The 21,809-nt window shown below is 61.5% G+C and carries 21 protein-coding genes and 1 pseudogene; 14 read left to right on the top strand and 8 right to left on the bottom strand.

What is annotated here, in order from left to right:
- Nucleotides 1–135: 135 nt before the first annotated feature.
- From V1289_RS26315 to V1289_RS26270, 10 genes are all read left to right on the top strand, one after another.
- On the top strand, nt 136–822 hold the full coding sequence (locus tag V1289_RS26315) for a GntR family transcriptional regulator (RefSeq protein WP_074277724.1): 687 nt from the start codon (nt 136–138) through the stop codon (nt 820–822).
- A gap of 75 nt (nt 823–897) precedes the next feature.
- Nucleotides 898–2,061 carry an ABC transporter substrate-binding protein gene (locus V1289_RS26310; protein WP_334400077.1) on the top strand — a complete coding sequence of 388 codons (1,164 nt, stop codon included), beginning with the start codon at nt 898–900 and terminating at the stop codon, nt 2,059–2,061.
- 7 nt (nt 2,062–2,068) lie between these two features.
- Nucleotides 2,069–2,935 (top strand): branched-chain amino acid ABC transporter permease, encoded by an 867-nt coding sequence (locus V1289_RS26305; RefSeq protein ID WP_309181665.1) that lies wholly within the window; start codon nt 2,069–2,071, stop codon nt 2,933–2,935.
- 16 nt (nt 2,936–2,951) lie between these two features.
- Nucleotides 2,952–3,887, top strand: coding sequence for a branched-chain amino acid ABC transporter permease (locus V1289_RS26300; RefSeq protein WP_334400074.1), 936 nt, complete (start codon nt 2,952–2,954; stop codon nt 3,885–3,887).
- Complete coding sequence (locus V1289_RS26295; protein ID WP_334400072.1) at nt 3,884–4,663, top strand: ABC transporter ATP-binding protein; 780 nt, start codon at nt 3,884–3,886, stop codon at nt 4,661–4,663. Before V1289_RS26300 ends, V1289_RS26295 begins: the two co-directional genes overlap by 4 nt.
- A complete protein-coding gene (locus V1289_RS26290; protein ID WP_334400070.1) occupies nt 4,656–5,366 on the top strand; it encodes an ABC transporter ATP-binding protein in 711 nt (236 codons plus the stop codon). The genes V1289_RS26295 and V1289_RS26290 overlap by 8 nt, the downstream gene beginning before the upstream one ends.
- A gap of 68 nt (nt 5,367–5,434) precedes the next feature.
- Complete coding sequence (locus V1289_RS26285) at nt 5,435–5,572, top strand: hypothetical protein (protein ID WP_442896079.1); 138 nt, start codon at nt 5,435–5,437, stop codon at nt 5,570–5,572.
- 157 nt (nt 5,573–5,729) lie between these two features.
- Nucleotides 5,730–6,134 carry a GlcG/HbpS family heme-binding protein gene (locus V1289_RS26280; protein ID WP_334400068.1) on the top strand — a complete coding sequence of 135 codons (405 nt, stop codon included), beginning with the start codon at nt 5,730–5,732 and terminating at the stop codon, nt 6,132–6,134.
- A 332-nt stretch (nt 6,135–6,466) separates the two neighbouring features.
- Nucleotides 6,467–7,684: a serine hydrolase domain-containing protein gene (locus V1289_RS26275; RefSeq protein ID WP_334400066.1), complete on the top strand. Its 1,218-nt coding sequence runs from the start codon at nt 6,467–6,469 to the stop codon at nt 7,682–7,684.
- 136 nt (nt 7,685–7,820) lie between these two features.
- Complete coding sequence (locus V1289_RS26270) at nt 7,821–9,347, top strand: ABC transporter substrate-binding protein (RefSeq protein ID WP_309181659.1); 1,527 nt, start codon at nt 7,821–7,823, stop codon at nt 9,345–9,347.
- A gap of 15 nt (nt 9,348–9,362) precedes the next feature.
- On the opposite strand, the gene V1289_RS26265 is transcribed toward V1289_RS26270, so the two are convergent.
- From V1289_RS26265 to V1289_RS26250, 5 genes and pseudogenes are all read right to left on the bottom strand, one after another.
- Nucleotides 9,363–10,319 carry an ABC transporter ATP-binding protein gene (locus V1289_RS26265; RefSeq protein WP_334400064.1) on the bottom strand — a complete coding sequence of 319 codons (957 nt, stop codon included), beginning with the start codon at nt 10,317–10,319 and terminating at the stop codon, nt 9,363–9,365.
- Nucleotides 10,316–11,311, bottom strand: a complete 996-nt coding sequence (locus V1289_RS26260) for an ABC transporter ATP-binding protein (RefSeq protein WP_334400063.1) — start codon at nt 11,309–11,311, stop codon at nt 10,316–10,318. Before V1289_RS26260 ends, V1289_RS26265 begins: the two co-directional genes overlap by 4 nt.
- Nucleotides 11,308–11,754: an ABC transporter permease gene (locus V1289_RS49845; RefSeq protein ID WP_442896078.1), complete on the bottom strand. Its 447-nt coding sequence runs from the start codon at nt 11,752–11,754 to the stop codon at nt 11,308–11,310. The genes V1289_RS26260 and V1289_RS49845 overlap by 4 nt, the downstream gene beginning before the upstream one ends.
- A 310-nt stretch (nt 11,755–12,064) precedes the next feature.
- Nucleotides 12,065–12,184: pseudogene (locus V1289_RS49840) on the bottom strand (hypothetical protein); the annotation flags it as partial.
- A complete protein-coding gene (locus V1289_RS26250) occupies nt 12,181–13,095 on the bottom strand; it encodes an ABC transporter permease (protein WP_334400062.1) in 915 nt (304 codons plus the stop codon). The pseudogene V1289_RS49840 and the gene V1289_RS26250, both read right to left, overlap by 4 nt.
- A 231-nt stretch (nt 13,096–13,326) precedes the next feature.
- Here V1289_RS26250 and V1289_RS26245 point away from each other — a divergent pair, with 231 nt between their 5' ends.
- Nucleotides 13,327–13,920 (top strand): NAD-dependent epimerase/dehydratase family protein, encoded by a 594-nt coding sequence (locus V1289_RS26245; RefSeq protein WP_334400060.1) that lies wholly within the window; start codon nt 13,327–13,329, stop codon nt 13,918–13,920.
- Between the two features lie 211 nt (nt 13,921–14,131).
- Here the strand turns inward: V1289_RS26245 and V1289_RS26240 are convergent, their stop codons facing one another.
- Nucleotides 14,132–14,500: a hypothetical protein gene (locus tag V1289_RS26240; RefSeq protein WP_334400058.1), complete on the bottom strand. Its 369-nt coding sequence runs from the start codon at nt 14,498–14,500 to the stop codon at nt 14,132–14,134.
- 692 nt (nt 14,501–15,192) lie between these two features.
- Nucleotides 15,193–16,824, bottom strand: a complete 1,632-nt coding sequence (locus V1289_RS26235; protein WP_334400056.1) for a porin — start codon at nt 16,822–16,824, stop codon at nt 15,193–15,195.
- 368 nt (nt 16,825–17,192) lie between these two features.
- Between V1289_RS26235 and V1289_RS26230 the strand changes: the two genes are divergently transcribed.
- Nucleotides 17,193–17,675 carry a MarR family winged helix-turn-helix transcriptional regulator gene (locus tag V1289_RS26230; protein ID WP_334400054.1) on the top strand — a complete coding sequence of 161 codons (483 nt, stop codon included), beginning with the start codon at nt 17,193–17,195 and terminating at the stop codon, nt 17,673–17,675.
- 32 nt (nt 17,676–17,707) lie between these two features.
- On the opposite strand, the gene V1289_RS26225 is transcribed toward V1289_RS26230, so the two are convergent.
- Nucleotides 17,708–18,844: an alpha/beta hydrolase family protein gene (locus V1289_RS26225; protein WP_334400052.1), complete on the bottom strand. Its 1,137-nt coding sequence runs from the start codon at nt 18,842–18,844 to the stop codon at nt 17,708–17,710.
- Between the two features lie 404 nt (nt 18,845–19,248).
- Here V1289_RS26225 and V1289_RS26220 point away from each other — a divergent pair, with 404 nt between their 5' ends.
- Nucleotides 19,249–20,247 carry a glycoside hydrolase family 16 protein gene (locus V1289_RS26220; protein WP_334400050.1) on the top strand — a complete coding sequence of 333 codons (999 nt, stop codon included), beginning with the start codon at nt 19,249–19,251 and terminating at the stop codon, nt 20,245–20,247.
- On the top strand, nt 20,237–21,706 hold the full coding sequence (locus tag V1289_RS26215; protein WP_334400048.1) for a GH1 family beta-glucosidase: 1,470 nt from the start codon (nt 20,237–20,239) through the stop codon (nt 21,704–21,706). Before V1289_RS26220 ends, V1289_RS26215 begins: the two co-directional genes overlap by 11 nt.
- Nucleotides 21,707–21,809 lie beyond the last annotated feature (103 nt).

Below are 21,809 nucleotides of genomic sequence, written 5' to 3'. Positions count from 1 at the left end.
TTCAGCAAGCATGTGGTCGAATGCTGCGGCGGGATTTCAAAGTGTATTCACCCTGAGGTAGCCCACTCAATGGCCGACCAAGCTGTTCTTGAGCCAACCGGCGGATCGCGCGCTGGCAATCGAGCCCTCTCGGTGATGGACCAGATCCGGGAAGCCGTTCTGAACGGCTCGGTCGCTGCCGGCGAGCGGCTCAACGAAGTCAGGCTCAGCCGGGCGCTGGCGGTCTCGCGCACGCCGGTGCGCGCCGCATTGCAAGCGCTCGCGGGCGAAGGATTGCTGGATTACGCGCCCAATCGCGGCTTCACCGTCCGCGAATTTCCGCTCGATGCCATTGTCGATGCCTACGAGATCCGCGCCTCGCTCGAAGGGGTTGCTGCGCGGTTTGCCGCAGAACGCGGGCTCAGTCCGGACGAAAAGGCGACGATCGAGCGCAGCCTCCGCGCCGGCGACAGATTGCTGGAGCGCGGCTCGTTCGAAACCGGCGACCTCACAATCTATCGTGACATAAATGGTGACTTCCACGACACATTGCTCGCCGCCGCGCGCAACCGGATGCTGGCCGAGATGATCCGGATCTGCCATCACGTGCCGGTGTCGTCGAGCCGCAACATCGTTGCCTTCGAGCATCGCGACGTTCGCCGCCGCCACGACGATCATCATCGGATCTATGAGGCAATCATTGCCCGCGAGCCGTGGCGGGCGGAGATGTTGATGCGCGAGCACGTCTCGAGCGTGAAGGCATCGCTGGTCAAATCCATGACCGAGCGCAGCAGGGACAATGACGCCGACGCTACATCTGCCGGCCGGCTCCTGGTCAAATAGGCAACAGACAGGCGAAAGGTCAAAGGTGGCACTTTGTTTGCATGCAAACGACAACCGATCAGGGAAAGGATGCAGATGCTTCAAAATTCATTCAAGAGCGCGATCGTCGGCGCGGCGGTCATCTGCCTGTCCGCGGGCGTGGCACGTGAATCGAAGGCCGACGCTGCGAGTTGCGCATCGCCGATCCCGCTTGGTCTGACCACCGCCCTCACCGGCAATCTGGCGTTGCTCGGCACGCAGGCCCGCAACGGCGTCGAATTTGCTGTCGATGAAATCAATGCCAATGGGGGGATTGCCGGCAAGAAACTCGCCCTGACGACGGAAGACACCGGTGCATCCAGCACCGACGCACTCAACGCGATGAATCGTATACTCGAAGGCAAGCCGCTGATTATCTTTGGATCGATGATCAGCCCGCATATTTTCGCGCAGACCGAGGATGTCACCAAATCGGAGACGCCGTTTCTTGTCGGCGCCACAAATGCCAAGGTCACTGCGCAAGGCAGCAAGTGGCTGTTCCGGACCCATGTCCATGACGGCCAGCTGGCCGATCTCATTCCCGAATATCTGGTGAAATCGCTCGGGAAGACCAAGCCCGGCATCATGGCCGTGGCAGACGATTACGGCCTTGGTGCTTCCAAGGGCATTCAGGGCGCGCTCGCCAAACTCAACGCGACGCCGGCGGCGGTGACATCATATGCCCCGTCCGACAAGGACATGAGCGCGCAGCTTCTGGAAATCAAGGACAAGGGAGCGGACAGCCTGATCCTGTTCGGCCGGCCCGCCGACGTGACGCTCGTGATCAAGCAGATGAACGATCTCGGCATCAAGCTGACGACGATCGGAAACGCCAGCATGGTTGCGCAGACAACGCTCAATAATCTGTCGGCGGCAGAGGCCGACGGCGGCTATGCCATCGGCGGCATGATTCCGCAAACATCGACCGACACCAAAATCCTGGATTGGGCGAAACGAGTGCAGGAAAAATACAAGGTACCGGCAGACAATTTTACCGTCTCGTACTACGACACCGTCTATATGCTGAAATCGATCATCGAAAAAGTCGGCTGCGACAAGCCGGCGATACGTGACGCATTGGCGGCCACCAAAGACTGGAAAGGCATGCTGATTGACTACCAGGCGGACGCGCGGGGCGACCTCGCACACACGCTTGGCATCTACCGCAACAAAGGCAAGACACCGGAGCTTGCCGGGCCGATTAAGGAAAGCGGATTCTAAATCCTTCATGGGCCAGCTCGTCATCAACGGTCTTGCACTCGGGAGCATCTACGCTCTCGTCGCCCTAGGCCTGCTGCTGATCTTCAACACCGTTCAGATCGTCAATTTCGCCCAGGGACAGCTCCTGATGCTGGGGGCGTTCATTGGGATCAGCAGCGCTGTGACGCATGAATTGCCGGTCGCGATGGCATGGATCATCACCATGGTGGCAATGGCCTTCGTCGGCATCGTCTTCATGGTTCTGGTTTATTTTCCGCTCCGCGGGCGACCGCCGTTTCTGGTGATCCTGACGACGATCGCCATGGGGATCGTTCTGGAGAACCTCGCGCTGATCATCTGGGGACCATTGCCGGTGTCGATGCCCTCCCCGGTCCACGGCGCCCCACTACGATTTTCGGGCGTCGTCATTTCCATGCATCAGATTTTCATCTTCGTGACACTAGCGGTAATCCTGCTGCTGCAATTCCTGCTGCTTACAAAGACGCGGTTCGGCATCTTGATGCAGGCTACCGCGCAGGACCTGCACACGGCCCGCCTGGTCGGAATTCCCGTCAACCGCACCATTGCAGTGGCCTTCGCGCTCGGTGCGATGCTTTCCGGCGTGGCCGGCCTGCTGGTGGCGCCGATATTCCTCGCCGAACCCACCATGGGGGGCAGCTTGGGCCTGAAGGGATTTGTCGTCAGCGTCATCGGCGGCTTCGGCAACCTGCCGGGGGCCGTCATCGGCGGGCTCTTTCTCGGGTTGATCGAGACTTTCGGCGCTCGCTACATCTCGTCAAATTTTCGCGACGCCTATGCCTTCATCGTCATGATCGCCGTACTGGTCGCATGGCCGCGTGGCCTGTTCGGCGAAAAGAGCAGCGAGAAGGTGTAAGTTGAAGACCTCGAGCTTGAAGACTCGGATCGCCCTCGCGCTGTTCGCCATTGCCGTGCTGACGATTCCATTGGCGGCCCGTGATGGCTACATCATTCAACTGCTCAACATCGCCATGCTTAACGCGATCGTGGTGCTCGGTCTGAATTTCGCGACCGGCTGGACTGGCCAGATCAACTTCGGCCAGGCGGCCTTTTATGGGCTCGGCGCCTATACCACTGCCATTGCCACCAAGGCCGGTCTGCCCTGGATCTCAACACCGTTCCTTTCGGTGGCGGTCGTGGTCGCCGCAAGCCTCGTACTCGGCCTGCCGACGCTGCGTCTGCGAACCTACTATCTCGCCATGACCACGATCGGCTTCGGCGAAATCGTACGGCTGATCATCGTGCATTGGGAGCCGGTCACGGGTGGCACCTCGGGCTTGCGAGCGATACCTGGCATCAGCCTGTTCGGCTTCGGTCCGCAAGGACAGATTCAGCACTATTACGTGTTGATCGCCGTACTGGCGGTCGCTGTGCTGGTTGCGGTGCGGATCAGGCATTCGGCGCTCGGCCGCGCCATGATTGCGACAAAGGATTCCGAGATTGCCGCCGAACAGAGCGGCGTCGACACCACACGAACCAAGCTGCTCGCCTTCATCATAGGCGCGATCTACGCCGGCCTGGCCGGCTGCCTGTATGCGTCCTCCATCCGTTTCATCAGCCCCGACAGCTTCTCCGGAATCCAGGCCGTCCTACTCATGACGATGCTGATCGTTGGCGGCATGGGCTCGATTGCCGGCTGTATCATCGGCGCGGTGGCGCTGACGCTTTTGCCGGAGGCTCTGCGGTTTCTCGGACAATGGTACCTGGTGCTCTATGGTCTCGGCGTCATCGTCGTTATCGTCCTGGCTCCCGGCGGTCTCGCATCCATTGCCTCCACGATCCGGCTTCGCCTTGCGGGGGCGCGATGAGCGACCGCCCGATCCTCGCCGCGCGTGGCGTGACCAAACGGTTCGGTGGCCTTGTCGCGCTGGATGGCGTCGATCTCGATATTCCGCGCGGCGTTGTCCAGGCGATCATCGGACCGAACGGCTCCGGCAAGACCACACTGCTCAATGCACTCAGCGGCGCCTCGCATGCCGATGCCGGTTCGATTCAAATCGACGGCCAGGAGCTGTTCAGACTTAAGCCACATCGAATCGCACGGCTTGGGCTTGCCCGTACATTTCAGACCATCCGGATTTTCAATAACCTGAGCGTGATCGAAAACGTCAAGGTTGCCGGCGCGTGCAACACGCCAATATCCCTGTTTGGCATCGTCACAGAGGATGCCCGTCAAAAGCAACATGAAGCGGAGATCGAGCACCGCGCGCGCGAGGCGCTGGAGGTCGTCGGCCTCGGCGGCCGTGCCAATGATCGGGCTGCACAACTGCCTTACGCCCAGCAACGATTGCTGGAGATTGCGCGAGCGCTCGCGTCGAAACCTGACGTGTTGCTGCTCGATGAACCGGCGGCCGGCATGAACATGACCGAAAGCATGAAACTGCTTGGTACGATCGCGGACTTGAAAACCAGCGGCATGACGATCCTGCTGGTCGAGCACAATGTGCGCCTGGTGATGGGCATCAGCGACCGCGTGGTGGTGCTGGATTTCGGCAAGAAGATTGCAGAAGGCACGCCAGAGGAGGTGCAGCGTAATCCGAAGGTTATCGAGGCCTATTTGGGCAGGCGGCACCGGCATGCTTAAGGTCGAAAACCTCAGGGTTTCCTACGGCCATATCGAAGTGCTGAAGGGCATTTCCTTTGATGTCGATCCGGGCGAAATCGTGGCCCTGATCGGCGGCAACGGTGCCGGCAAGACCACGACGCTGAGTACGATTTCCGGTCTGCTCCGGCCGACCTCGGGCAAAATTACCTGGAAAGGCGAGACGATAAATGGCGCGGCCGTGGAGAACATTGTCAGCGCCGGCGTCGCCCATTGCCCTGAAGGTCGTCGTATCTTTCCCGGCCTCACGGTGCGCGAGAATCTGATCACAGGCACGGCATCGCGCTCTTACAGGAAATCTGAAATCGAGGCCGATCTGGCGCTGGTGCTCGACCTGTTTCCGCGCCTGAAGGAGCGTTTCACGCAGGGCGGTTGGTCGCTTTCCGGCGGCGAACAGCAGATGCTGGCCATCGGCCGCGCGCTGATGAGCCGCCCCAGCCTGCTGATGCTGGACGAACCATCGCTCGGATTGGCACCCATTGTGATTGAACAGGTATTTGACAAGATCCTGGAACTCAACAAGCGTACCGGCCTCAGCGTCCTTCTGGTAGAGCAAAATTCGGCGATGGCGCTCGATATTTCCGCGCGCGCCTTCGTGATGGAGACCGGCACAATCACACTGTCCGGGCCATCAGCGGCCCTTGCCGACGATCCGCGGATTCGCGAGGCATATCTTGGAGGCTAACTCTTGCAGCGGTTGGATCGGATGCGATCAACAACAACTGCCTCGCCTGCCACTCGGCCGACCATGTATTGAACCAGCCTTCGCTGTCCCGGGCGGCCTGGCAAGAAGCCGTCAACAAGATGATCACCGCCTACAAGGCTCCTGTCAGCCCTGACGATGCTAAAGCGATCGTGGACTATTTGGTCCGCACCAAAGGCGCTTCATAGATCCGGTAACACAAAGCTCGCAGCGATCGCATTCTCGCGCCGCAAACTTCAACGAAATGAAATCAGCCCGCCATGACGAAACTTGGAATGAGTGTTGGAATCTTGGCCACGGTGTTCTGTTTTTTAGTCAGGGCAGAGACCGTGAACGTAATGCCCCTTGATCAAGCCGGAGCCCAGACGGTCCTGCACGCCGCGAATGAGCGCGCAGCAGCGGAATGCGCCCTCGGCAATCGCGGTGGTCGATCCTGCCGGCGATCTGCTTGCTTTCCAGCGGATGGATGGTGTCCGTCTGGCAAGCGCGGATCTTGCCATCGAGAAGGCACGAACGGCCGCGCGGCTACAACGGCCGACGGCGGAGATCGAGGACAACATTAATCGAGGCCGAACGGCATTCGTCACCGCCGGCATCGCGGCACTGCGCGGCGGCGTGCCGATACGCGTAAACGGCGAAGTCGTGGGCGCGGTAGGTGTTGCCGGCTTGAGCAAGGAGATCGACGCCGATATCGCGAACACCGCGGCGGCGGCGCTGCGCCCCTTACCGAAGACAGATCAGCGTAGGTGACGGAGTTACAGTTCGCTCCATGCACGAACGTCGCGTCTTCATCATCAGTCTTGCGCGTGCGTCCCATCCAGATTCGAAACTCGGGCCATAGCAAGCGCCCACCATCTCGCTATGGGCGGTGCTGATGGCCTACCTGTCTCTGCCACCCCCCTGGGCGTCGCGGCCACCGGTCTTGCGCGCGCAGACCTGTGCCGCTCCATCGGACGGTAGGCAATTGCAGTGGGATGGTGTAGGCGGTCAGGACACACTTCGGCGAACATCTTGCTCAATCCGTCGAAGCCGGAGGTCGGCCGGCGGCCGGGCTCCTGAAGAATCCTGATTGAAGGAAAGTCATGACCTCTCGTCGTTCCAGCCTCCGTGGACCAACCAAACAACCTGACCAGGACGCGAATCCGGCTGCGGCCTATTACCCCGATGCCACGTGGCAGCACAGGACGCCTTCAGAGTCGGGCGTTCGTCCCGACCTCCTGAAGCAGGCGATCGATTTTGCAGTCGCCGGGGAGACGAAGGCACCCCGCGACCTGGTGATGAACCATTATCAAACCTTCGGCCGCGAGCCGTTCGGCTACGCGATCGGGCCGATCCAGGAACGCGGAGATCCGACTGGGATCATCATTCATAAGGGCTACATCGTGGCCGAATGGGGAGAACCGCTGAGGGTCGACATGACTCACAGCGTGACGAAGAGCTTCCTTTCCAGCGTCGTCGGAATTGCCGTCGAGCGGGGCATGATCAAAAACGTCCATGATGTCGTACGGGATTATGTCGCGCCGATACAGCTCTACGCCCCGCCTTCGACCACCAACAAATCGGATCGGCTCAACAGGTCCGATCTGCTGTTCCCGTTTGAATCGCCGCACAACCGCACGATCACCTGGGACGATCTGTTGCGACAGACCAGCGACTGGGAAGGCACGCTATGGGGCAAGCCGGACTGGGCGGATCGGCCTGGCGACAATCCGGCGGAATGGGGGACGTTGCCGCGCAACAAGCCGGGCACTTCTTATAAATACAACGATACCCGCACGAATGTGATGGCGCTCGCAGCCCTCAACGTCTGGCGGCGCCCGCTGCCGCAGGTCCTGAAGGAAAACATCATGGACCCGATCGGCGCCTCCAGCACCTGGCGCTGGTTCGGCTACGAGAATTCCTGGGTCGTTCTGGATGGCACCGTAATGCAGTCGGTGACCGGCGGCGGGCACTGGGGCGGTGGCATGTTTATCAATGCCTCCGACATGGCTCGCTTCGGCTACCTCACGCTGCGTCGCGGCAAGTGGAAAGATCGTCAATTGCTCTCGGAGCAATGGATCGATCAGGCACGCACGCCTACCAAGCCGGAGCCGATCTACGGGTATATGAACTGGTTTCTTAACACTGACCGGAAGCGCTGGCCGAGTGCTCCGGCCACCGCTTTTGCCCACGTCGGCAACGGCACCAACATGGTCTATGTCGATCAGGAGCACGATCTCGTGGCCGTGGTTCGCTGGATCGATCCTGAGGCCGTCGACGGTTTCCTGAAGCGGTTGCTGGCGGCCGTCGACCAAGGATAGATGGGCGCCATCGCTTGGCAAAGACCGCCGTAGCGGCAGGGGCCGCAGCCAGGATGATGGCATGCGGGTTGCTTCTGTTCCGCGACGCCGTATGTTTCTGCGTCGTCTGCTTTTTTCGGAGTTGAGAGGACAATAAATGCGATCGGATACCTGGCTCCGCGGCCTGCTGCTGGCCGCCTGCACGACACTGGCAATGGCGGCCCCGGCGCTGGCGCAAAAATCGGCTGACACGTTGCGCATCACCTGGCGCGATGCCATTCCCGATGTCGACCCCTACTACAATTCGCAGCGCACCGGCATGGTGGTGGCGTTCCACGCCTTCGACTGCCTGGTCTATCGCGATCCCGTCACCATGGAGATCAAGCCGGCATTGGCGACGTCGTGGAAGCAGGTCGATACCACCACGATCGACTTCACCCTGCGCGAGGGCGTGACGTTCCAGAACGGCGACCCGTTTACCGCCGACGATGTGGTCTACACGATCAACGACATCATCCACGACAAGCAGGTGGCAATCCCGGCCTATTACACATCCTATGCCGGCGCCGAGAAGATCGACGACTTTCACGTGCGCCTCAAGCTGACCGGTGTGTCGCCGGCCGTGATGGAATATCTGGCGATGGTCACGCCGATCTGGCCGAAGGCCTATCGCGAGAAAATCGGTGCCGATGCCTACGCCCGGGCTCCGATCGGCACCGGCCCCTACAAGATCACCAAGGTCGACGGCACCACCGAGATCGATATGGAGCGGTATGACGGCTACTACGCCGGCAGCCCCAAGGGCCGGCCCGCCATCCGCTATATCAAGATCCACGAAGTGCCCGACGCAACCACCGAGCTGACCGAGCTGCTCGGCGGAAAAGCCGACTGGATTTGGGGCTATAATGCCGATCAGTTCGCTAATATCGCGCGGATGCCAAATTTGAATTCGGTGCGGTTCGGCACCATGCGGGTCCATTTCGTGACCATCGACGCCGCCGGCCGTTCAGGCGCCGACAATCCGCTGACCAAGCTGAAGGTGCGGCAGGCGGTCATCTCGGCCATCGACCGCGCCACGATGGCCAAGCAGCTGATCCAGGGCGATTCGCAGGTCATCGACACGCCGTGTTTCCCCAGCCAGTTCGGCTGTGACGTAGCCGCCGCCGTGAAATATCCGTACGACCCGGCCAAGGCCAAGCAGCTTCTGGCTGAGGCCGGGTATCCCAACGGCTTCGATACCGAGCTGGTGTCTTATGCAACACCGCAGGTCGGCGCGGCCTTGCAGAATTATCTCAAGGCTGTCGGCATCAACCTGCGCATCCAGCAGCTCCAGATCGGCGCGGCCATCCAGCTGGCGGAAGCAGGCAAGGCACCGCTGTATTCGGGGAGTTGGGGCAGCAATTCCGTCAACGATGCCTCGGCGTTCATGCCCTATTGGCTCGGCGGCGGATTGAACGACTACGCGCGCGATGCCGATGTGCAAAACCTGTTGAAGCAGGCCGGGGCCAGCATCGATCCGGAGCTGCGTCGCCAGGCCTTTAGCGAGGCGATCCACCTGTCCACGGAGCGGGTTGATTTCGTGCCGCTGTTCAGCGACGTCCGCTATGTCGCATTTTCAAAGCAGTTGAATTTCCAGGGCTTCCCGGACGACGTGCCGCGTTTCTATCTGTCGACCTGGAAATAGCGACTGGCGCCTGCCCTATGCCGGGATCGCCAGCAGACATTCGACCAGACGGCCATCCTTGCGGATGTTGTCTGGCATGATAGCGGCGCATTTCGCCAATGCGCTCGGGCAACGCGGGTGGAAACGACAACCCGGCGGGATATTGGTGGGATCCGGGTAGGCGTCGCCCAGACCGACATCGGGAATGCCGAGAGCCGGATCCGGTGTCAGCACGGAGGCCAGCAGCGCCTGTGTGTAGGGGTGCGTGGGGGTGCGGAACAGCTCCTGCGCCGGCGCCTGCTCGACGATCCGGCCGAGGTACATCACCGCCACTTCCGTGGCGATGTATTCCACCACCGCCAGGTTGTGGCTGATGAAGAGATAGGTCAGTCCAAGCTCCCGCCGCAATTCCGCCAGCAAGTTGAGAATCTGCGCCTGCACGGAGACATCCAGCGCGCTGGTGGGCTCGTCGCACACCACGATGCGCGGGTGCAGCACGAGGGCCCGCGCGATGGCCACACGCTGCCGCTGGCCGCCGGAGAGCTGGCCCGGCATGCGCTCGGCCATCTCGCTGGAAATTCCAACGCGCGCCAGCATCTCCATGACGCGATCGGCCTGCTGCGCCTTCGGCAGATTGCCCTGGGAGGCCAGCGGCAGACCGACGATGTCGCGAATGCGCTGGCGCGGGTTGAGCGAGGAGTACGGGTCCTGAAACACGGGCTGGATCAGTCGGGCACGTTCGCGCCGATCCATGCCGGTCAGGCTGCGTCCATCCACAAGAATCTCGCCCGAGGTTGGCGGCAGCAGGCCCATGATGAGACGGGCAAGCGTTGACTTGCCGCAGCCGGACTCGCCCACCACCCCCAGCACATCGCCCGCCGGGAGCGAGAACGTCACCCCGTCCACCGCGCGCACCGGGCCACGGGCACTCGCCATGCCGCGGCGCTGCTGGAATTCGCGGTACACGTTCCGAACTTCGATCGCATGGGTCATGCCGCGGCAGCTCGCTTCCAATCCGGCGGCAGCCGGCAGAGATAGCGATGATCGCCATCGGCGTCGCGCAGCGGCACGGTCCGGGCGCATTCCGGCGTAGCCAACGTACAGCGGTCGCGAAACCCGCAACCCACGAAGCCCGGCGCTATGCGAGGTACCACGCCCGGAATGTTGCCCAGCGGTTCGCCAGTCTGCGTCGTGCCGGGCACGGGAATGCAGTCCAATAGACCGCGCGTGTAGGGGTGCGTGGGCGCGGCGAACACCTCAGCCACGGTGCCGGTTTCCACCACCTCGCCCGCATACATCACCGAGACACGCTGCGCCATCCGCGCCACCACGCCGAGATCATGCGTGATCAGCAGCAATGCCAGTCCCAACTCCTGCTGCAGCTTCTGCAGCAGCCGCAGGATCTGCGCCTGCACCGTCACATCGAGAGCCGTTGTCGGTTCGTCGGCGATCAGCAACTCTGGATCGCACATCAGCGCCATGGCGATCATCACCCGCTGGCGCAGGCCGCCGGAGAGCTGATGGGGATATTGCCCGAGACGCATTCCCGGAGCGGTAATGCCCACGCGCGCCAGCAGTTCGGCCGCCCTGTCCATGGCCTGCCGCCGCGTGGCCCGGCGATGGCGTTCGAAAACCTCGGACATTTGCGACCCGATCGTGTAGGCCGGGTTCAGGCTCGTCATCGGTTCCTGGAAGATCATCGCCATCTTGTCGCCGCGCAGCCGCGCCATCTGACGCTCCGACATGCCCAGCAGATCCTGGCCCTGGAAGCGGATGTGATCTGCGGTGCGGCTGATCCCGCGCGGCAGCAGGTTCATCACCGACAGCGCCGTAATGGATTTGCCGCAGCCGGACTCGCCTACCATGCAATGGGTTTCGCCGCGCCCTACCGCGAGCGACAGGCCCCGCACCGCTTCGGTACGCCCGCCGATGGACACCCGCAGATTGGCGACGGTGAGAACCGGGTTTGGTACGACGGGTGTCATCGCCGCAGATCCGCTCCGAGCATGTCCCGCAGCCCGTCACCCAAGAGGTTGATGCCGAGCACCAGCACGAACAGCGCGACCCCGGGGGTCATGATCACCCACGGGCTGAAGAACATGTATTCCTTGGCTTCGGCGATCATCAGCCCCCAGCTCGGCAAAGGCGGCGGCACGCCCAGGCCGAGAAACGACAGTGCCGCTTCAAGCAGGATCGCCAAGGCCATTTCCAGCGTCGCCACAACCACCAGGTGATTGGCTATATTGGGAAGCACCTCGCGCACCAGAATATGCACTTGCGAGGCGCCGGCGGCGCGGGCGGCGGCGATGTAATCGAGGTTGCGCACCTGCATCGTCGTGGTACGAGCCACCACGGCGAACCGGTCCCACAGCAACAGCCCGAGCGTGAGGATCACCACCGCAAGCGAACTGCCAACCAGCGCCACCACTGTCAACGCCACCAGGATCAGCGGGAATCGACAGCCGGCAGGTGATCAGGAACATCACAGCGTCGTCGGTCCGCCCGCCATAGAACCCGCCGATGATTCCGACCGTGATGCCGATAAGGCCGGATGTGATGACGGTCAGCACGCCGATCAGCATGGAAATGCGCGTGCCGTAGATGAGGCGCGACAAGTAATCCCGCCCGATCTGATCCGTACCCAACAGATGCTCCGGCTGGCTGCCTTCCATCCACACCGGAGGAATGAGGCGGAGGTTAAGATCCTGCGCGAATGGATCATGCGGCGTCAGATAGGGCGCGAAAATCGCGACCAGCACCGCGGTCCCAACGATCACCGCGCCCAGCAGCGTGGCGAGGTGACGAAAGGCAGGTAACCGTCCGCGGCCCGGCCGGGCTTGTGCGATCAAAACACTCATCCGCGCAGCCTTGGGTCGAGCACCGCATTCATCATGTCCGCCAGCAAGGTCAGCACGATGTAGATGACCGCCAGTAACAGCACGACGGCCTGTACCACCGGAAAATCATTTTTGATGATCGATTCCCAGGCCAGATAGCCGACGCCCGGCAGCGCGAACACCGACTCAATCACCACGGACCCTCCCAACATGAAGCCAAGCTGCACGGCCGCGATCGAAACGACCGGCATCGCCGCATTGCGCAAGGCGTGCTTGAGGATGATCTTCGGCCGGCTTAACCCCTTCGCGCGCGCGGTGCGAATATAATCCGCTGCCAATGCGTCGATCATTCCCGAGCGGGTCAGGCGCATCAGCGCCGGGATCGCCGAAAATGCCAGCACGATCCCCGGCATGATGTAGCCCTGCCATGTGTCGACGCCGGAAATAGGCAGCCATTGCAACTCCAGTCCCAGCAGGACGATCATGACCAGACCGAGCCAGAAGCCCGGCATCGCCTGCCCCAGCAGTGCCACCATCATGATGCCTCGGTCCATCGCCGAGCCCTCCCGCACCGCCGCCAGAATGCCGAGCGGCAGGGCGACCAACAGCGCGATAGAAAGGCCGGTCAGGCCAAGTGTCAGAGTGACCGGCAATCGGTCGCGGATCAGTCCCCATACCGGGACATGGTAGAGGAAGGATCGGCCGAGGTCGCCCTCGGCAGCGTGGCCGGCCCAATCGAGAAACTGCACCACCAACGGCCGGTCGAGGCCATAATTCCTGGTAATGATCGCGATGTCGGCCGCACTGGCGTTCGGACCTGCGATAGACGCGGCCAGGTCGCCGGAAAGGCGGGTCAAGATGAAGCTGACGACCAGAACGGTCAAGCACACCGAGGCGGCCAGCCACAGTTTGCGAACGATAAACAAGGCCATAGTCGAGGACTACGATAGCGCGCGGGTCGCTGCAAGTTCAGATGTAGAACCATAGCAACGGCGACATCCGCATCTGCCTGTGTTTTCTGCATATGCACGCAACGTGCTCGCCAATTTGCCCAAGCCTATAGCAACGACCGCCGCCCTAGGGGGGCCGCCGAGAGTCGCGACATCAGCTGCGCTCTGGCCGAACTCATGCGCCCCTCGAGGGCTGCGCCTTCGTCCAGGGGAATGGGCCAGAATCCAAATCCTTATCTGCAGGTCAAGTGGGCCCTGGACAAGCAGGCGCGCGACGCTGCCCAGCAGGGGCTGCCGGTCGTAATCGGAATCCCGACGATGAGCTTTGGGGAATTCGATCCGGGCCGAACGACAGGCCGCTTCGTTCTCGAAATGGCGAACCGCACACTACCCGGGTTCGTCGAAGGTCGGCGTAACGTCATCTATGCAGGAGACGCCGGGCGCGGGCTCGTCCGAGTGTGCGAGGATGGCCGCGTCGGCGAGCGCTATCTGCTCGCAGGCGAAAACCTGACCATGTCCGAATTGATGGGCAAGATTTCAAAAGCCACTGGCGGGCCCATGCCGAAATCGATACCCCTTCCTGCAGCGCGCCTTGTGAGTGTCCTGCAGAGCGCCCGCTATAAATTCCTTCGAGGACCAGAGCCCAAGATCAGTTCAAGCGCCATTGCGGTTATGGCGTCGGGGCAGTTCATCAGTGGCGAAAAGGCGGCACGTTCTCTGGGCTTCAAGCCAGAGGTCTCCGTAGACGAGGCCATTCACCGAACGCTGAGATGGTTCCAATCACAAGGCATGGTCGCCAGCAACTAAGCCACCTCAATCCGTTCCTTGGGTCAAAACCGTCGACGACAAGGCTGAAGCAGTTGCCTTTTGAGGCGTGTCGGACTGAGCCCCACGGCTGCCGCAGGGACGTCTGCTGGATGAATCGGTCGCACGTACGCACACGATTCGCCGGTTCTCGGCGAGACGCTTCACGCGCTAGGTGCTGTCAGCCAGCTCGGCCATACCGGATGGCGAAGTCCTATCCCTGACCGACCAGGTCGACATAGCCATCCGTCAGGTTGGGATCGATGGTCACTTCCGGGTGCTCGGCCAAGAACGCATCGAGGATGGGAACGAGATAGCTCCGGCCAAGGTCGATTGGCGCGCTCAGTCGGATCGGTCCTGATATTTTCTCTACGCCCAACCGAAAGAGAGCTTCCAGTTCGTCAGCTTCCGCCAACAGGCGCCTTGCCCCTTGAACCGGGAGTCGCCCTTCGTCGGTCAGGTTGATGGCGCGTGTCGTGCGATGCAAGAGCGCCGCTCCGTAGTATTTCCAACCAAGCGAGCAAAGCGAGGCGTGCAGCAATTTCGCATTCAACTGCTTGAGGACATCATCGATGCCGCGCACTCGACTTTGGCAACGCAGTTACGCGTGGAATACGTCTGTGGCGCGCGCGTGTCCTCCCTTCTCCAAGGCTGCTCTCTCGGTGACCTCGACATGGTCTCACTGACGTTGACGTTCCGCGACACGAAGAACGGCGACGACGTTCCCTGTGCGCTGCCCAAGCAACAGAAATCCTAAGTCAGGCCACTCCATTGGTAATGGAGAGGTCGACAGTTCAATCCTGTCTGGCAGCACCATTCTCTCGATCCCAAAACTTTTGTCCGGTTTGCCTGACCGCCCTGATCGGGCCCGGGCGGCCCGCCGGCGGGTCCAGCAAGGGACCGGCTTCAACCTCGCTTGTGCGCGTCAGCGCCGCCAAGGGTATCGCATCGACGCGGACGCCTGCGCCAAAACGAAAAACCTCCGGCAGGGCATTGCCGGAGGTTTCGGAGGTTTAGCATCAAGTAGGTTATGTCTCCTTGAAGCCTGCCATTTTAATACCTTAGAAAATTACCTGAGTAAATCATGTTTTTTTGCCCGGCTCCCATGAGCAAAAGCGACAGCGCAAAGCCGCACGCATCACCGGCCGCGCACTGCGGAGCGGGCGAGCATTGGCATTGCCGCGACGACAGCGGCGTCACACGGCGTCAAGCAACGAAAAACCCCCGGCAGTTTCCTGCCGGGGGTTCTCCTGGAGTTTGATCAGACGATCAGGATCAGAAGTTGCGCTGAGCGCGAACGTTGAAGCTGACGGTGTCCTGGTCCTTGAACTCGTACACGGTGGTCGGCTTCGGCGCAGCCGCGCCGAGGGTCGAGGTACCCGTGAACTTCTGGTCAAGGTGGAACCACATGACTTCAGCCGAGAACGTCAGGTTCTTGACGGGGGTCCAACGGGTGACCACGCCGAGCTGCGAGACGTTGAAGTCCGGGTTGCAGCTGAAGTCCGCGGACTTCGTCGCCAGGCCGCCGGTGCTGCCGATGTAAGCCTGGCAGTAAGCGCCCTTCGCGGAGCTCAGATCGCCAGCGCTACCGCCGTAACGGACAGCCGAATAGCTGCCGAACAGGCTGGACGACCAGTAGGGATCCCAGTTGTGGTTGAACGCACCGCGGATACCCCAAGCCTGAGTCAGCTTGAGCTGACCGTCGCCGCCGGCGAACGGACCAGTGGTGGCATGGTTCGGGAGCCAGACAGCGTCAGTCGTCGCACCGAAACCGATGCTCTGATAGGCGCCCGCACGACCCGTATTGCCGAACATCGCAAAGCTCGGCGAAGCGGAGCTGGTGGAGATCACGTTCTTCGTGTCACCCAAAGCGTAGGTCGCGTCGATCTTGACGTCGTCGCCGGCACCGGTCGGGATGTTCTTGATCTGCAACGCAGCCATCACCGAACCGCCCCACTTGGTGTCGGGGTGACCGCCGATTTCCGACAGCGCGGTCGGAGATGCAGCAGCAGGTCCAACAGCACCAGCCGGAACAGCAACGCCGTTCAGGAAGTCGTAAGAACCGCTGACTTCATGCGCCGCAGCCGAAATCTGGAACAGACCCCAGGCCTGGTCGACGCGGATGTTGCCGACGACGTCCGGAGCATGCACGCCGGCGTAAGCGTTGCCGCCGTTGCCGGTCGCGTTGAGTGCGTAAGCCAGATTGTAGACCGAGGTACGGTTGAACACGGTCGGATCATCGAGACCGATGGTGCCCGACACGCCGTTGCCGAACTGGGCGGTGTACTGGATGTTGTTCACGCCGGTGACGGTGTCATGACCGCCGAGCAGGAACGACGAGTTGTTGCCCGGATAACCGTTCCACGGCGTCGCGAAGGCCGAGGACGACTTACCGAAGGTGAAGCCGGCGAACTGGATGAACACGTACTCGACGGCGACGTAGCCTTCGCCGGGCTGGTTCAGCAGGCCGGTGTTGGTGCCGGCGGCCGGCGATGCGGTGAACGCAGCCGGGTTGGTCGTGTTGTTGCCCTGGGTCGTGAACTGGAAGTCGGCCTGACCGAAGGTACGGACGACGCCGTATTCCGTGGCGGTGCGGGTATCGACCGTCAGCGCCATACGGGAGCGGGCGGCGAAGTAATCGCGATAGCGATTGCCCTGGCCGAGATCGCCCGACCACGCCGGCTGATCGTAGATGCTGCCGTTGAACGTGGTGTCAATGCGCAGATAACCACCCAGCTTGATGCAGGTGTCGGTGCCCGGGATGTAGAAGAAACCAGCTCCGTACAGGGAGCAGACCCTCACGTATTCGACCGCTTTGGCCTTTACGGGAAGATCGGCCGCCTGAGCCCCACTCATGGCGATAAGACCCGCCGCTGAGCCGAGGATAAGGCTCTTAACCATCTTCATGTTAACCTCCAAATTGTTCTTCGCATTGCAACATGCAAAGCGGATTAGACTGCCGTCGAAAAAACGTTGAAGATCAACGCATCTTCAAGCTGGTGGACTTCAGCGAACCACCTGAGACGAGACGGTTTGAGGCGCCCCCCTCCGTCACGCGAAAGTTATGCATGTGCTAATTAGATAATCAAATTAGTTTATTTGCTCAGCTATTGATTGAGGCGCCGATGTGACTTTTCGGCAACTGGCCCACCGCACCGCCTTCAGCAGAAAATTCCCGGCGAATACCGTGTAAATTGCTGCAGATAGCCGATTTACTCGTGTCGTTTTCGTCGAACATCCGTTATGGGATGACGAGAACCCGAGTACGGCGCCCAATGGATGAGTCCGCCAAGAAGAATCAGGATGTCATTCGGCGATTCGCCTGGGAAATCGCCTCGATCAGCGTGCACCTGGAAGAACTTCGCCACTTCTGGGCCAAGACCCTCGGTATCAGCGGTCCGCAATGGATGATGATCGTGGCGCTGGCGGATCTCGACCAGGGCGACGGCGCACCGGTCAACGCCGTTTCGAAGATGCTGCATGTCGATCCGTCATTCGTCACGACGCAATCGAAGCTTCTCGAGAAAAAGGGCTTCATCCGCCGCAAGCCCTCGAGCGAAGACGCCAGGATCGTCAAGATGTCGCTGACGGACAAGACCTACAAGCACCTGGCAAGCCTGGCGGCGCAACAGGAAAGCCTGAACGAATTCATTTTCGCGGAATTCAGCGCCGGCGAAATCGACGAGCTGACCGGCAAACTGGCCTCGCTCAAAAAACGGCTGGAAAAAGCCTGTCTGAAAGTCGCCGTCGATTTTTGAGGCGCTTCGGAAGACCGACGCGCTAGGATTCTTTAGGATTCTTGCGGCTGGCGATCGAAGCTGACGCATCCCGCTCCCAGGCGGGAGGCAATCCAGTCGAAAATGAACTCGTTCGCCAGCGTCGGATTGTCGATGTGACCCTGGGCGGCGGCGGTCTCCGCGCGCTCGAAGATTTTCAGCGTGACGTCGCGGCGGTCGACTCCGAGCTGATCGGCCAGCTCCGTCACGCGATCGGTCTTGAGCCAGCCGCGCGCGCCCACGGTGATCAGCAGCGGACAACGGATGTTGCGCAGGATGCGGCTGGTTTCGGAGCTCCAGCCGGTGTCGTCACCTGCGGGCGCCATTCGCCGCTTCAGGAACGCCTGCTCGTGCAAATCCCAGATGCCGCCATCGCAAACGGCCGCAGCAAAACGCGGATCGTAAGCGATACCGCGCGCGACAAAGGATGAACTCCAGCCGTCGCCAAGGATCGCGATGCGGCCGTCGTCGACGTCGTCCCTGCCGACCAGGTAATCCATCACGGGCTCGATCGCCGATTCGAGCTTTTGGCGCCGCATCAGCTGTTCGAATGGCAGGCCGGTCCCGTCACCGAGAACGTCGACCGCGAGCAGCGAAATTCCGCGCTCGAAGGCATGGGGCGCCAGCTTGAAGAGATATTCTTCCTTTCGATGCCCGGGCTCGCCAATGCAAATTACGACCGGCGCAGGATCTTTCGTGGCGCGCGCAGGCAGATAATAGCCCTGCAGCGCGAATTCACTCAGCCAGGGAATGGAGACGACTTCGCCGCAAGGCCGGCGGTGGCGCAGGTAATTGGCGGCGCATTCGCGCATCGCCGATACCGCGGCCCGCTGTTTGTCCGGCGCAAGGTCGAAAGGGTACGCGGCCGCGGTATAGTAGTTCAGCGCGCGAAGCCAGTTGCTCCTCGCCGTGACCAGATTGCCCGCGGCAAACGCCGCAAACCCCCGGTCGTTGTTGGCGTCCGCCGTCTTCGACCATTCGTCGTACCAGCAATCGTCGTCCGTGAAGTCGATGCGGCTTGCGGTCAGCCAGCATTCGGAGACCGTCGAGCCGCCTTCCTGGGCCGCGGCCAATAACCGCATGAACTCGAGCGAGAGGTCCTCCCGCTCAGGCCAGCAGATCCACCCATCGCGGTTGAGATCGAACCTCATGTGGCAAGCCGGTTGCGTGCGGATGAGGGCGGCGGTGAATGCCGCAATCCCGGCAAACGATTGACGGCGGCGAGCAAACGCGCATGCGCGATGAATGTTTCAGCCGACTTCAACACGCCCAGCCTCTATGCTTTCATTGCGGGATAGAAGCCTGCCCGATTCCGTGCAAGTCACATCGTTGTGCGAACCTGCCGCGCATAGCGGGGTTGCTTGCGCGAGGGAGCACAAGCAACGAGGGACCGCGACAGCTCGTCGCTATAAACGTGAAAGCCTTGATATTCTGCGGTAAGATCGACTTTTGTTTCTGGTTGTTTCTGGTTGTTTCTGGTCGGACAGCAGGGTGGCAGCATGACAGATGAAATGTCGGATGAGCTGCCATCGCGCGTACGAAAGGATCCTCAGACGTGACGCCGCAAGTCCTGGTATTGATCGCCGGTGTCTTGCTTGCCGCTCCGGCGCTTGCGCAAGCCGACCTTGCGGCGGCGCCGGCCGGGCTCACCCTGCAGGTGACGACCGATCCTTCCAGCATCGCCTGCCGTCGCATCGAAAAGCTGGATCCGGCATCGTCAGCTTTTCTGCCGTTGCATCGGACCTTCCATGATGGTTTCGACACCCATCCGCTGTCGACCGGAAGATGGGTACCCCACTACGCCGGCGGCGCCGCCTGGCCGGAAGCGCGCTACTGGGGCGGCGACGGCTCCGATTTCAAACGCAAGACCAGCGCCAACGGCGAACAGCAGATTTATGTCGATCCCCGCTATGGCGGACGATCGACCACGCCGCTCGGGCTGGACCCGTTCAAGGTCAGGAACGGCGTTCTCTCGATTGTCGCAAGGCGGACACCGGCCGAGCTCAAGCCGGTCCTGTTCAACAACGAGTACATCTCGGGCATCCTGACCACCCAGGGCACGTTTTCGCAAAAATACGGCTACTTCGAACTCCGCTCCAAGATACCGGTCGGGATCGGCGTCTGGCCGGCGTTCTGGCTGCTCGCCGATGACGGCGGCTGGCCACCCGAAGTCGACGTCATGGAAGGACGCGGGCAGCGGCCCGGCGACCTCGTGATGACGACGCATTGGCGGATTCCGACCGGCCGCATCGAATCCTGCGGGTTCGACTTTGCCTTGCCGGACGCTGCAACCGAATTTCACGACTACGGCGTGCTATGGATGCAGGATCGCATCATCTATTACATCGACCGCAAGCCGGTCTCGGATATCAAAGTGCCGATCGGCTTCAACGATCCGATGTACATGATCGTGAATCTGGCGATGGGTTCGAAGGATTTCGGCGGCGTGGGATTCGTCGATGGCCAATCGCCCGCGACGGTCGCCTTCGAGATCGACCGGATCTCCGTCTATCAGATCGACGCCGTTCCGATGGGAGAAAAGGATGCTCGGTAAGTTCTCGCGCCGGCAATTTGCCAGGCTTGCCGGCCTTTCCGCACTCGGCATGGCGACATCGGCCAGGTCTGCGGACAGCGACGCCAGGCCGGTATCCGACCGCCGGCCTGCTGCCGGCTTCCCGAAAGACTTTATATGGGGCACCGCCACCTCGTCATATCAAATCGAGGGCGCTGTCGACGAAGACGGCCGCGGCCGTTCGATCTGGGACACATTCAGCCATACGCCGGGCAAGATCGCGGACGGCACCAACGCCGACCGCGCCAACGACCACTATCATCGCTACAAGCAAGACGTCGGCCTGGTCAAGCAACTCGGCGTCAAGGCCTATCGGTTCTCGATCGCGTGGCCGCGGGTGTTTCCGGAAGGCACCGGCGCGCCGAATCCAAAGGGCCTCGACTTCTACGACCGCCTGCTGGATGAGCTCCTGAACAACGGCATCGAGCCCTATGCGACGCTGTATCACTGGGACCTGCCGCAAGCGTTGCAGGATCGCGTCGGCGGCTGGCAATCCAGCGACACCTCCAAGGCGTTTGCGGACTATGCCGGCTATGTGGCGCAGCGCCTGACCGATCGCGTGAAGAACATCTTCACGATCAACGAGGCCGGCCGTTTCCTGAACTTCGGCTATGGCTGGGGTATCGACGCCCCCGGCCTCAAACTGCCGGTGGCCGAACTGAACCAGGCCCGCCACCACGTCGTGCTGGGGCACGGCCTTGCGGTGCAGGCGATCCGTGCGCACGGGCGCGCCGGCACCAAGGTGGGTTTCGCCGAAAACATCGCGGCCTGCGTGCCCGCGATCGATACGCCGGAAAATGTTCGCGCCACCGAGATGGCGACGCGGGAGTTGAACGCAGGCATTCTGAGCGTGATCCTCGAGGGCCAATACACCGAGGGATTTCTGGAATATTCCGGTGCGGCCGCCCCCAAATTCACCGCCGACGAACTCAAGATCATTGCCTCGCCGAACGATTTCGTCGGCCTCAACATCTACGCGCCGCAATTCTACATCGCGGCCTCCGACAAAAAGCCGGGCTGGACCGTGCTGCCCTTCCCCGCCTCGTTTCCGCACATGAAGTCCGAATGGCTGCGCATCGGCCCGGAGGTGATTTATTGGGTGCCGCGGATTGCCGCGAAAATCTGGAACCTCGACACGATCTACATCAGCGAGAACGGAACCTCCTCGGAGGATAAACTGGCCGCCGACGGCCAGGTCTACGACCTCGACCGCATCATGTTCCTGCGCAACTACCTAACGCAATTGCAGCGCGCGACCGCCGAAGGCGTGCCGGTCCGCGGCTATTTCCTGTGGAGCCTGATGGACAATTTCGAATGGATATTCGGGTTCGAACAGCGCTTCGGGCTGTATCACGTGGATTTCGACACCCAGGCGCGCCTGCCCAAATTGAGCGCGTCGTTCTATCGCGACGTCGTCGCGCGCAACGCGATCGGCGCCTGATGGCGCGCGGCCGGGAGGCCGGGCTCCGGCCGGCTTCATTCATATCGCGCCGCTTGCCGTATCGGGATCGAAGCCTGCTCGAAGGCAGGATGCTTCCGGTCCA

Origin of the sequence: Bradyrhizobium sp. AZCC 2289 (genome assembly GCF_036924615.1) — a bacterium.
GTDB lineage: Bacteria > Pseudomonadota > Alphaproteobacteria > Rhizobiales > Xanthobacteraceae > Bradyrhizobium.
Note: the sequence above shows the minus strand (reverse complement) of the source record. Positions and strands in the feature narration are given on the sequence as shown.